At 66.6% G+C, this 12,472-nt stretch carries 10 protein-coding genes; all 10 read left to right on the top strand.

The features are described 5' to 3' along the window. Window positions 1–7 precede the first annotated feature (7 nt). The 10 genes from AC20117_RS04400 (at window position 8) to AC20117_RS04355 (ending at window position 12,359) form a co-directional block, all read left to right on the top strand. Window positions 8–979: an ABC transporter permease gene (locus AC20117_RS04400; protein ID WP_074700820.1), complete on the top strand. Its 972-nt coding sequence runs from the start codon at window positions 8–10 to the stop codon at window positions 977–979. Window positions 980–1,022: 43 nt separating this feature from the next. Beyond that, window positions 1,023–1,964, top strand: a complete 942-nt coding sequence (locus tag AC20117_RS04395) for a substrate-binding domain-containing protein (protein ID WP_074700821.1) — start codon at window positions 1,023–1,025, stop codon at window positions 1,962–1,964. After that, the gene (locus tag AC20117_RS04390) at window positions 1,961–2,917 is read left to right on the top strand and encodes a ribokinase (RefSeq protein ID WP_083339729.1); all 957 of its coding nucleotides are present in this window, start codon (window positions 1,961–1,963) and stop codon (window positions 2,915–2,917) included. Before AC20117_RS04395 ends, AC20117_RS04390 begins: the two co-directional genes overlap by 4 nt. Then, window positions 2,914–3,294, top strand: a complete 381-nt coding sequence (gene rbsD, locus AC20117_RS04385) for a D-ribose pyranase (RefSeq protein WP_074700823.1) — start codon at window positions 2,914–2,916, stop codon at window positions 3,292–3,294. Before AC20117_RS04390 ends, rbsD begins: the two co-directional genes overlap by 4 nt. A gap of 156 nt (window positions 3,295–3,450) precedes the next feature. After that, window positions 3,451–4,668 (top strand): benzoate/H(+) symporter BenE family transporter, encoded by a 1,218-nt coding sequence (locus tag AC20117_RS04380; RefSeq protein WP_074700824.1) that lies wholly within the window; start codon window positions 3,451–3,453, stop codon window positions 4,666–4,668. A gap of 284 nt (window positions 4,669–4,952) precedes the next feature. After that, window positions 4,953–6,317, top strand: a complete 1,365-nt coding sequence (gene benA, locus AC20117_RS04375) for a benzoate 1,2-dioxygenase large subunit (protein WP_074700825.1) — start codon at window positions 4,953–4,955, stop codon at window positions 6,315–6,317. Between the two features lie 12 nt (window positions 6,318–6,329). Next, complete coding sequence (gene benB / locus AC20117_RS04370) at window positions 6,330–6,848, top strand: benzoate 1,2-dioxygenase small subunit (protein ID WP_074700826.1); 519 nt, start codon at window positions 6,330–6,332, stop codon at window positions 6,846–6,848. A gap of 88 nt (window positions 6,849–6,936) precedes the next feature. After that, window positions 6,937–8,028, top strand: coding sequence for a benzoate 1,2-dioxygenase electron transfer component BenC (gene benC, locus AC20117_RS04365; RefSeq protein ID WP_074700827.1), 1,092 nt, complete (start codon window positions 6,937–6,939; stop codon window positions 8,026–8,028). A 157-nt stretch (window positions 8,029–8,185) separates the two neighbouring features. Next, on the top strand, window positions 8,186–9,580 hold the full coding sequence (locus AC20117_RS04360; protein WP_083339730.1) for an MFS transporter: 1,395 nt from the start codon (window positions 8,186–8,188) through the stop codon (window positions 9,578–9,580). After that, entirely contained in the window at window positions 9,573–12,359 is a 2,787-nt protein-coding gene (locus AC20117_RS04355) for a helix-turn-helix transcriptional regulator (protein WP_074700828.1), read from the top strand. Before AC20117_RS04360 ends, AC20117_RS04355 begins: the two co-directional genes overlap by 8 nt. Window positions 12,360–12,472: the final 113 nt, after the last annotated feature.

Below are 12,472 nucleotides of genomic sequence, written 5' to 3'. Positions count from 1 at the left end.
TAAGAACATGACTACTGCTGTGAAGGCCGAGAAGCGCCAAGGCTTGGACATCAAGAAGTTCCTGGCGAACAACGGTGCGCTGGTCGGGCTGTTGGTGCTCTGCCTGGCGCTGTTCATTGCGACGCCGGACTTCCTCACCCCCGGGAATATGCTCAATATCGGCATCCAGGCTTCCACCATTGCCGTGCTGGCGTTCGGCATGACCTTCGTGATCGTGGCCGCCGGGATCGACCTCTCGGTGGGATCGGTGGCGGCGCTGTCCGCGATGGTCTCCGCCTCGATGTTTACCACCGCCGGTCTGAACGGCTGGGTTGCGCTGCTGGGCGGGCTCCTGACCGGAGCGGCCTGCGGCGCAGCAAGCGGCCTGGCCACTGCCTACGGCCGGCTGCCGTCCTTCATCGCCACGTTGGCCATGCTCAGCGTGGCCCGAGGACTGACGCTGGTGGTTTCGGACGGCCGGCCCGTGCGGACCGCGGACCAGGTCTCGTTCCTGGGCGGCAACCTCGGGCCGATTCCGATGCCCATTGTGGTGCTGGTGGTTGCCGGCCTGGTTGCCGCGTTTCTGCTCAACCGCACCGTGATCGGCCGCTACATGTACGCGGTCGGCGGCAACACCGAAGCCGCGCGGCTCTCCGGCATCCCGGTCCAGAAGGTGCTGGTCATCGTCTTCGCCCTCTCCGGCCTGTTCGCCGGCCTGGCCGGCATGCTGCTCTCCGGCCGGCTGGACTCGGCCCAGCCGCAGGCTGCGGTGGGCTACGAACTGGACGCGATTGCCGCCGTCGTTATTGGCGGTGCCTCCCTGGCCGGCGGCGTGGGCCGGATCTCCGGCACGCTCGTGGGCGCCCTGGTCCTGGTGGTCATCCGCAACGGCCTGAACCTGCTCAACGTGTCCTCGTTCTGGCAGCAGGTGGTGATCGGCCTGGTCATCGCGCTGGCCGTGGGGATCGACGTGCTGCGCCGCAAGAACACCACACACTGACACCCGAACAACCCGAACAATCACTAGAGAAGGATCCAAAACAATGAAGTTCACGTCTTTCAAGCGCAGCACCGCCGTGCTGGCCCTGGGCCTGACCGTGGCGCTGGGAGCCACCGGCTGCAACCGAGGCGAAGAGGGCGCCTCCGGTGACAAGGTCACGCTGGCCGTTTCCACCCTCAACAACCCGTTCTTCGTGGACCTGCGCGACGGCGCCACCGAGGCCGCCGAGGCCGCGGGCCTGACACTGGAAGTGGTCGACGCGCAGAACGATTCGGCCACCCAGACCAACCAGCTGGCCACCGCCGCGACCAGCGGCGTGCAGGGCGTCATTATCAACCCGGTGGACTCGGACTCGGCCGCCGCCGCGGTCAGCCCGCTGCTGGAAAACAACATCCCCGTCATCGCGGTTGACCGCGCGGTCAACGACGCCGAAATCGCCTCCCTGGTCTCCAGCGACAACGTCGCCGGCGGCAAGCAGGCCGCGGACGAGCTGGCCAAGGCCATGGGCGAGAAGGGCAAAGTGATCGTGCTGCAGGGCGTGGCCGGCACGTCCGCCAGCCGCGACCGCGGCGCCGGTTTCGAAGAGGGCATCAAGGCCTACCCGGACATCGAAGTGGTGGCCAAGCAGACCGCCAACTTCGACCGCGCCCAGGCACTCGACGTCGCCACCAACCTGCTCCAGGCCAACTCCGACGTCACCGGCATCTTCGCGGAAAATGACGAGATGGCCCTCGGCGCCATCCAGGCGCTGGGCGACAGGGCCGGCACGGACGTCAAGGTGGTCGGCTTCGACGGCACCGAAGACGCCCTCGCTGCGATCCAGGCCGGCACCATGACCGCGACGATCGCGCAGCAGCCCTCCGAGCTGGGCAAGCGCTCCGTGGAACTGATGGCGCAGCTGCTGGCTGGCGAAACCGTCGAGTCCAACGTGCCGGTCCCGGTAACCACCGTGACCGAGGAAAATGTGGAGGAATTCATCAAGTGAGCGGCCTGACCGTCGTCGTGGGATCCATCAATGCGGATCTGCTGATCCGCCTTGACCGCCATCCGAACCCCGGCGAAACGCTGCTGGGCGACTCGATGGCAGTTCTGCCCGGCGGTAAGGGTGCCAACCAGGCCGTTGCCGCGGCCCAGCTGGGAGCGGCAACGGCGCTGGTGGGCGCCGTGGGCAATGACGCCTATGCGGACATCGCCCTCTCCGGTCTCCGCGCCGCTGGCGTGAACCTCACTGGCCTGGTGCATCCGGACGGCTCCACGGGCGTGGCCCTGGTGGAGGTGGACCGCCACGGCGAAAACACCATTGTGGTGATCCCCGGTGCCAACGGAACCATGGGCCGGGCCGCCGTTGAAAGCCAGCGCGAGCTGATCGCCTCGGCGGAGATAGTGCTGCTGCAGGGCGAGATTCCCCGGGACGGCATCGAGGCCGCGGCCGCGCTCGCCACCGGGCGGGTCATGCTGAACCTGGCCCCTGTGGTTGAGCTGGATCCAGCGGTTGTCCGCGCCGCCGATCCGCTGGTGGTCAACGAACACGAAGCGGAGCTCGCGCTGTCCGGTTTGGCCGTGCGGCCCGCAGGCACTGCCCACGAGGACCTGGTCCGCGGGCTCCTCGACGCGGGCGTGCGGTCCGTCGTCATGACCGTGGGCGCCGCGGGTGCCTTGGTCGGAGAAACCACGGACGACGGCGGCGCTTCCGTCACCGTTGTACCGGCGCCAAAGGTTCGGGCTGTGGATACGACGGGGGCCGGCGATGCATTCACCGGAGCCCTTGCCGCGGCCCTGTCCCGCGGCGAGGACCTTGTGGAAGCCGCCCGTTTCGCCGCCCGCGTCGGGGCCTTCGCGGTACAGGCAGCTGGTGCGCAGCCTTCGTATCCGACGCTGGCCGATGAGCTGCCGGCGATCAGGCAAGGCATTGAACCCGAAGAAGCGGAGCAGCTGTGAAAAAGACAGGCATCCTGAATCCGGCGCTCAACGCCGGGTTGTCCCGGCTGGGCCACGGGCATCTGGTGGTTATCGCGGACTGCGGGCTGCCCCTGCCGGCCGCCGGGCCCGTGGTCGACCTCGCGCTCGTACAGGGCGTTCCCCGGTTCACCGAGGTCCTGGACGCGGTGCTGGCAGAGCTCGAAGTCGAGGCAAGCACCGCAGCGGCCGAAACCGGTCCCGAGGTGCTGGGTTGGCTTCAGCAACGCGGCCTGCAGCCCGTCTTGATAAGCCACGAGGAACTGAAGGCCGTGCTCCCGCAGGCGGCCCTGATCATTCGTACCGGGGAAGCCACGCCCTATGCCAACGTGGTGCTGCGCTGCGGCGTCCCGTTCTAGGGACGGCGCCTACTGAAACCAACGACGGCGGGTGCGCCGCCGCCGTCGTAATGTCCGGGTTGGCTAGGACAATTGCCTAGGTTGTTACGCGGATGCGCGGGATCGGCCGGGCAGTTGTTGGCCACGCCACAACCGTCGGATAGTGTCTGCAACATTATGGCGCTGGCAAACACAAAGACTGATTCTTCCCGCCTGACCCACCGCTCCGCGATGTCGCTCTCGGCTGTCCTGGCCGGGCTGATCGCCGTGGCCGTCTCCTATGCCGGGCCACTGCTGGTGGTGCTCGAAGCGGCCAAAAGCGCGGGGCTGACTCCCGAGCAGACCATCTCGTGGGTGTGGGCGGTTTCCATTGCCAGCGGACTGGTGTGCACGGTGCTGAGCCTGTTCACCCGGCAGCCGGTGATGGTGGCCTGGTCCGTTCCCGGGGCCGCGCTGCTGCTGACGGCGCTGGGGGACTACTCCTACTCCGATGCCATCGGCGCGTACATTGTCGCCGGCATCCTGGGGACCGTCCTCGGCGTCACCGGGCTCTTCGGCAAGCTGCTGGCCGCGGTGCCGAAACCCATCCTCGCGGGTGTCCTGGCCGGCGTGCTGCTGCCCTTCGTGGTCAATGCGGCCTCGGCCGTGATTGCCTCCCCGCTGGTGGCCGGCGGCCTGGTTCTTGCCTATCTCGCGGGCAAACGGTTCCTGCCGCGGTATGCGGTTTTCGTGGCGCTGTTTGCCGGCGTCGTGCTGGCCATCTCCACCGGCGAGCTTGCAGCACCGCAGCTGTCCCTCTCGCTGGCCGGTCCGCTGTGGACCATGCCCACGTTCAATGCGACGGCGATCATGGGCATTTCCATACCGCTGCTGATTGTCACCATGGCCGGACAGAACGGGCCGGGGCTGGCCATGATGCACGCCAGCGGTTACGAGCCGAACGACAAGCTGCTGCTGGGTGCGTCCGGCGTGGCGTCAGTGCTGTTCGCCCCGTTCGGCTCGCACGCCATCAACCTCGCCGCCATCACGGCCGGGATCTGCGCCGGTCCGGAGGCGCACCCTGACCCGCGGCGCCGCTACATCGCCGGGGTTTTCTGCGGCTTGTTCTATCTGGCATTCGGCACCTTCAGCACGGCCATCGTGGCGCTGTTTGCGGTGATCCCGGGGGAGATGCTCACCGCCCTGGCCGGCGTGGCCCTGATCGGTGCGCTGCAAGGATCCTTCAAGGACACCGTGACGGCGGACCACGCCTCCCCGGCTGTCCTGGAAGCTGCACTGATCACCCTGGTGGTGACGGCGTCGGGCATTGCGCCGTGGGGCATCGTGTCGCCGTTCTGGGGATGCCTGGCCGGCACCGTGTCCTATCTGGTCCTGCGCAGACGCGCCAAGGTCTAACGCCTGGACTCACATTGTGCGGGCCCCGGAAGCTTCGGCAGCCGGGGTCCGTTGTCTTTCCGGTACGGAAATTCGGCCGGTTTTCCGCGAAATTCCGGGGGAAAAGAATTCAGACAATCGAGGGTGGTTTTAGGACGCCAGGGGTCTTGCTGGACCCCCTAGCCGCGACTAGGCAAATGTCTGGTGCGACGCAGGTCACAGTACTGCGAGGGTGGAATATCTGATTTGGACCGGCTGCCAAGTGGCCCGCCGGGCAACGACGCCCAACGTTGAATGGAGTGACCATGACCGAAACCTTGGACAGCATCCGCACCCACCTTGAGGACGCCCTGATCGAGGATCACGAGAACGGGATCCACCGGGCGAAGCGGAGCATCTTCACGGACGAGGAGATCTTCGAACTTGAGATGAAGCACATCTTCGAGGGTAACTGGGTGTACCTGGCACACGAGAGCCAGATCCCGAACGTCGGCGATTACTTCACCACCTACATCGGCCGGACTCCGGTGGTCATTTCCCGGTCCAAGGACGGCGAGCTGAACTGCCTGGTCAACGCCTGCAGCCACCGCGGCGCGATGCTGTGCCGGCGCAAGACGGATAACCGGAACAACTTCACCTGCCCGTTCCACGGCTGGACGTTCAACAACAAGGGCAAGCTGCTCAAGGTCAAGGACTCCCGCGACGCCGGCTACCCCGAGCAGTTCAACAAAGAGGGCTCGCACGACCTGACCAAGGTCGCCCGCTTCGAGTCCTACCGCGGTTTCCTGTTCGGCTCGCTCAAGGAAGACGTCAAGCCGCTCGAGGAGCACCTCGGTGACAGCACCAAGATCATGGACATGATCGTGGACCAGTCCCCGGACGGCCTCGAGGTGCTGCGCGGTGCCTCCACCTACACCTATGACGGGAACTGGAAGGTCCAGGCCGAGAACGGCGCCGACGGCTACCACGTCTCCGCCACGCACTGGAACTACGCGGCGACGACTGCCCGCCGGACCGCGGGCGAGTCCAGCAACGAGACGAAGGCGATGGATGCCGGTACCTGGGGCAAGCAGGGCGGCGGCTACTACTCCTTCGACCATGGCCACCTGCTGCTGTGGATGTGGTGGGGCAATCCCGAAGACCGCCCGCTGTACGAGCGGCGCGAAGAGCTCGCGCAGGAGTTCGGTGCTGAGAAGGCAGAGTTCATGGTCGGCGCCTCGCGCAACCTGTGCCTCTACCCGAATGTCTACATCATGGACCAGTTCTCCTCGCAGATCCGCCACTTCCGGCCCATCTCGGTGGACCAGACCGAAGTGACCATTTACTGCATCGCCCCGAAGGGCGAGTCCGACGCGGCCCGGGCAAACCGGATCCGGCAGTACGAGGATTTCTTCAACGCCTCCGGCATGGCCACTCCGGATGACCTGGAAGAGTTCCGCTCCTGCCAGAAGACCTACCTCGCCGGCACGGCGAAGTGGAACGACCTCAGCCGTGGGGTAACCCACCAGCTGAACGGTCCGGACGAGCAGGCGAAGAAGATCGGCCTGAACCCGCTTTCCAGCGGCGCGAAGACTGAAGACGAAGGCCTCTACCCCGTGCAGCACGGCTACTGGCTGCAAAGCATGCGTGCCGCGGTCGAGGCCGAAGCCGCCGAGAAGAACAACGCTTAAGGAGCATCGACGATGACTGCAACCGCTGAACAGCCCGCCACCGCCGTCGCGCTTGAGGACATCCAGCAGTTCCTCTACCGCGAGGCACGGTTCCTGGACGACCGCGAATTCGAAAAGTGGATCGACTGCTACCACCCATCGGCCGAGTTCTGGATGCCCGCCTGGGACGACAACGGCGAGCTCACCGAGGACCCGCAGCGCGAGATCTCGCTGATCTACTACTCCAACCGCGGCGGCATCGAGGACCGGGTCTTCCGGATCCGCACCGACCGCTCCAGCGCCACCAGCCTCCCCGAGCCGCGCACCGGCCACAACATCACCAACGTCGAGGTGGTCGAGCAGCGCGGTGACACCGTGGACGTGCGCTTCAACTGGTTCACGCTGTACTACCGCTACAACAACGTGGACACCTACTTCGGCACCTCCTTCTACACACTCGATTTCTCCGGTACCCAGCCGGTCATCATGAAGAAGAAGGTTGTCCTGAAGAACGACTACATCCACCACGTCGTGGACGTCTACCACATCTGATCGAGCGGCTGCCGGACCGGATACCCGTCCGGCAGCCGAAGGCACCGCTCCCCCAGACAGCCCCGGTCCCGATGGAAACGAGTTCCCCATGTCCTATCAAGTTGCCCTCACTTTCGAAGACGGCCTGACCCGGTTCATCAAGTGCAACACCTATGAAACGGTGGCCGACGCCGCCTACAAGGCGCGCATCAACATCCCCTTCGACTGCCGCGACGGCGCGTGCGGTACCTGCAAGGCTTTCTGCGAGTCGGGTAATTACGACGCCGGCGAGTACATCGACGAAGCGCTCACCGAGGACGAAGCGGACAAGGGCTTCTGTCTGCCGTGCCAGATGGTCCCGGAATCGGACCTGGTGCTGCAGATTTCCGGCACGGCAGAAATGGCGAAAACCGGAGCCCAGACCTTCCAGGCGAAGATCGCGGACCTGCACTGGTTCGCGGACAACACCGCCGGTTTCACACTGGACATCGAGAACCGCGACGAGCTGTCCTTTCTCCCGGGCCAGTACATGAACGTGGCGGTTCCGGGGACGGACGCGGTCCGGTCCTACTCCTTCAGCAGCGGGCCCGGCTCCGTACAGCTGAAGTTCCTGGTCCGCACGGCCCCGGACGGTGCCATGACCGGCTACCTGAAGGACCGCGCACAGACGGGTGACGTGCTGGAACTGACGGGCCCGATGGGCAGCTTCTTCCTGCGCGACATCAAACGCCCCACCCTGATGCTCGCCGGCGGCACCGGCATCGCACCGCTGCTGGCCATGCTGGAAAAGCTCGACACCACCGAACAGGGCCATCCGCTGCACCCGATCCATCTGGTCTACGGCGTGACCTTCGATAAGGACCTGGTGGAGCTGGACAAACTGGAGTACTTCGCGGAGCGGATCAAGGAGTTCACGTTCGATTACTGCGTGGCCGATCCGGACAGCGCCGCGGAGAAGAAGGGCTACGTCACGCAGCACATCGCCGAGGAGCAGCTCAACGGCGGCGACGTGGACGTCTACCTCTGCGGACCGCCAGCCATGGTCGACGCCGTGCGCAAGTACTGGGACGGCCAAGGCATAGTACCGGAAAACTTCTACTACGAGCGCTTCGCCGTCGGCTCCACCAGCTCCGTCAAGGAGACGGGAGAGGAACACGAAGGCCAGCCCGGCCACACCGAAGTCTCCGGTGACAACCGGTGAACGCCATGATTTCCCCCGGCCGCTTCGAGAGCTAGTTTCCTGCCGGCCGCTCCCCGCGGCTAAATCCTGCAGGCCATCGACGGCCGCGCAGTCCCTTCCGACACGAATCCCTATCGCGGCCTGCCCTAAACAGGCCGCCGGACAAAGGAGTCTGTACATGAGCGTTCTTACCGAATCCGCCGCGACAGCAGCGCGCGGCCGCAAAACAGTGCGCTGGGTGGTGCTGATCGCCGCCCTCGCACTGGTCTTCGACGGCTACGATCTGGTGGTGTACGGCACCGTGGTCTCCAGCCTCCTCGACGATCCCAGCCAGCTCGGCCCGCTCAATGCGGCCCAGGCCGGTGCCTTGGGCAGTTATGCCCTGGTGGGTGTCATGGTCGGTGCCCTCGTGGTCGGCGCCGTCGGCGACTTCCTGGGCCGCCGCAAAGTCATGCTGATCAATATCGCCTGGTTCTCCATCGGCATGGCACTGACCTCCATGGCCACCAGCGTCTTCGCCTTCGGCATCCTGCGCTTTCTCACCGGCATCGGCGTTGGGGCCCTGGTGGCGACGGCGGGAGCAGTCGTGGCCGAGTTCGCCCCGGCCGGTAAGAAGAATTTCTACAACGCCATCGTCTACTCGGGCGTTCCGGCCGGCGCCACCTTGGCCTCGGTGCTTGCCATCGTCTTCAATGGCATCCTCGACTGGCGCGGATTGTTCATGATCGGCGCCCTGCCCATCGTGTTCCTGCTCCCGGTGGCCCTGTTCAAACTGCCCGAGTCGCCCCGCTGGCTGCAGGCCCGCGGCCGCCAGCACGAAGCGGAACTGCTCTCGGTGAAGACCGGCATTCCGCTGCTCGCAGCTCCCGCACCGACGGAGACCGCAGCCGCGGCATCCGCCCCGAAGCAGAAGGCCGGTTTCGCCGGTCTCGCCAGCCGGCGCTACGCAGTTCCCACCGCGTTCCTAGGCATCATGAGCTTCTCCGGGCTGCTGCTGACCTACGGACTCAACACCTGGCTGCCGGAAATCATGAGCCAGTACGGGTACGACAAGAACTACTCGCTGATGTTCCTCGTGACGCTTAACGCCGGTGCCGTGGTCGGCGGGCTGATCGCCTCCCGGTCTGCGGATAAGTTCGGTGCCAAGCGGATTGTGTCGACAACTTTCGCGCTGGCCGCCGTGTCGCTGGTCCTGCTGACCTTCGGCTTCCCGCTGCCAGTGCTGCTGACCGCCATTGCCATCGCCGGCGTCGGTACATTGGGCACCCAGGTGCTGATCTACGGCCTGGTCTCGAACTACTACGCCACCTCGGTGCGCGCCGCGGGCGTGGCCTGGTGTGCCGGCTTCGGCCGCCTCGGCGGCATCTTCGGCCCGTTGCTCGGCGGTTTCCTGATCGCTGCCGGAGTGCAGACCGCGACGGCGTTCTACGTCTTCGCCGGGGTCGCGCTGGCCGGAGCGCTGGTGACCCTGTTCCTGCCCAAGCGTCCGGTCACCGAGGAAAGCTCCGGCCTGGCCGAGGACCGTCCGGCACCCGTGATGGCCACGGCAGCTAACATTGTCGGGAATGACTGAGACCAAAACCGAACCCCTGGCGGGGCGATCCGCGGAACTGGCGGCGCTGGCAGCAATGGCCGGCGCCGCCAGTTCCGCCGACCCGCAGGTAGCCATCGTCCACGGCGCTGCGGGCATGGGGAAGTCCAGCCTGGTGGAGCACTTTCTGTCCCGGCCGGATTCCGGCACGGTGCTGCGGGCAGCAGGCTCCCGCTGGGAAACAAGCCTGGACGGAAGCGTCCTGGCCCAGTTGCTGCGAGGTTACGACGGCGGCACGACGGCACCCGCCGCCGTTCCCGCTGATTTCGCGGAGGCCGGGCAGTTGCTGCTGGCACGGCTCCGCTCAGCCTGCGCCGACGCTGCCTCCCACGGTGCGGACGCCGATCAACCGCCGCTCGTGGTCTGGATCGACGATGCGCAGTGGGCCGACGAATTCTCCCTGCGCGCGCTGGTCTTCGCCCTGCGCCGCCTGGCTGCCGAACGCGTGCTGGTCCTGCTGGCGGTGCGTGACGACCAGTGGTGGCAGCTGCCGGCGGGTTTCCGCGAATTCGCCGGTTCGGCTGCCGTGCAAAAACTGCGGCTGCGTCCGCTGGTCCCCGAACACGTCGTTTCGCTCGCCTGGTCGGTCCGGGCGCTGGAACTTCCCGCGCCGATGGCCTTGCGGCTTTGCGCGCATGCCGGCGGCAATCCGGGCTATCTCCTCCAACTGCTGCAGGAACAGCCGGACGACTACTGGAACGAGTGGCACGAGCATCTGCCTGCGCCGCTGCGCCTGAGAGACGAAGTCGAAACCGCGTTGGCCGGTGCCGGCGCTGCGACCCGTGCGTTGGTGCAGGCCGCTGCGGTGCTGGAATCCGGCTGCCTGCTCGCCGACGCCGTTGCCTTGGCCAACGCTGCCGGAACGGACAGCGTCGAGGATCCGCTCGCTGCCCTGGACGAGGCCCGTGCGCTGGGACTGTTGAAGATCGGCGCCGATCTGCAAGTGCTGAACTTCCCCTATCCTTTGGTCCGGGCCGCCGTCTATGCTTCCCTGACCGCCACCCAGCGGGCTGCGCTGCACCGCTCCGCTTCGTCGATGGGAGACGATGAAGGCGAGCAGCTGTTCCACCTGGCTGCCGCCGCGGCGTTGCCGGACACCGGTCTGGCCAGGCAGCTCGATGCATACGCCGCGCACCAGGCAGAGCGCGGCGCGTGGTTGTCCGCGGCCGCTGCCCTGCTGCGCGCCAGTTATGTCTGGCCCGACGCCACCGGCCGGCAGCAGCGTCTGCTCCAGGCACTCGACGCCCTCGTCGCCGCCGGCGACCTGCCCAGGGCCAGCGCCTATGCACAGCAGGTCGCGGGTTTCCGGCCCGGACCTTTGAAAGAAGCCGTACTGGGCTACCTGGCCGTCCTGCGCGGCAGGGAAACCGAAGCGGACATGCAGCTGGACAAGGCCTGGCAGCAGTGCAATCCGGCATCGTCGCCGGATACCGCGGCGATGATCTGCCAGCGCCGCGTCCTGCATGCCTTGGCCGCGCAAAACGGAGCCGACCTGGTGCTCTGGGCCCAGCGCGCCATCGAACTGGCGCCCGAAGATTCGCCCGCCTTTATCGAATCCCGCTCCATCATGGGCCTGGGCTTGGCCGGGCTCGGCCGCATCGAGGAAGCGCACGCCCAGTACGGGAAGTTTCCGTCACTGAAGGCCCTTGGGGCCCAGCGCCAGCGGGTGCAACTGGGCCGCGGTTGGCTGCTCCTGGCGCAGGACGAGCATTATCTGGCCCGCGACCAGCTCGCCGCGGCTGTCCCCACCGAATACCATCTGGGGTCAGGCCGGATCGCGCAATGGGCCCAAGGCTGGCTGGCCCGGGCGGAGTTCGAGCTCGGGGACTGGGACGAAGCGCTGCGCACGGTAGAGCGGGGGCTGCTCCAGCAGGAACGCCTGCAGATCCAGCTGGCCCGGCCGCTGCTCCACCTGACCGCAGCCCAGATCCATGCCCTGCGGGGAGAGACGGCCAAGAGCGCACTCCATCGGGACGCGGCCAGGGCGCCGGCGGACAGCTACGCCATCATGCAGTTGCCCGCCGCGATGGCCGCCGCCTTCGTGGCCGAAGCCGCTGCGGATTACGACGGCGTGCTGCGTGCCCTGGGGCCGCTGCTGCAGTTGGACCGCGACAACGGGATGGACGAGCCCGGGTTCTGGCCGTGGCACGATGTCTACGCCAACGCCTTGGTGATGACTGACCGGATGGCGGAAGCGGCGGACTTCCTCGTGCCGCATGAAGAGCTGGCGGCCCAGCGCGGCCACCGTACTGTGCTGGCCCGCCTGGCGGTGCCCCGGGGCCGGATTCTCGGCGCCGAGGGCAGGCTCGATGAAGCCCGCAAGGTGTTCGAAACAAGCCTCGCCGGCATCAAGGACCTGCCGACGCCGTACGTCCGGGCGCGCGGAAACTTCGCATATGGACAAATGCTGCGCCGGGCCGGCCAGCGCCGGGAGGCAGCCGACGTCCTGGCCCGGGCCCGGGACCTTTATCTGGCCCTCGGCGCCAGCGTCTACGTGGAGCGCTGCGACCGCGAGATCCAGGCGAGCGGACTGCAGAGCACGGGCCGCCGGGGCGCGCTGGACTTCTCCGTCCTGACCGCGCAGGAAATCGCCGTGGCCCGGCTGGTGGCGGAGGGGCGGACCAATAAGGAGACCGGACTGGAGCTGTTCATCGCGGCCAAGACGGTCCAGTACCACCTGACGCGCATCTATTCGAAGCTGGGCATCAGTTCCCGCAGTGAACTGGCCGCCCGCTACCGGGCCGAAACCGAGGAAGGTTAGTGCCGGCGTCGTTCTTGGGATTTCCTGATTATCTGTGACGCAGGTTACTTTCCTACTCGGCAGTACGGATTTGGGCGCCTATGCTTCTGGATTGGGGAACAGCTTCGACCGCT

It is taken from the genome of Arthrobacter crystallopoietes (assembly GCF_002849715.1).
In the GTDB taxonomy this organism is placed as follows: domain Bacteria; phylum Actinomycetota; class Actinomycetes; order Actinomycetales; family Micrococcaceae; genus Crystallibacter; species Crystallibacter crystallopoietes.
The sequence above is the reverse complement of the archived record's forward strand: the minus strand, read 5'-3'. Positions and strand labels throughout refer to the sequence as shown.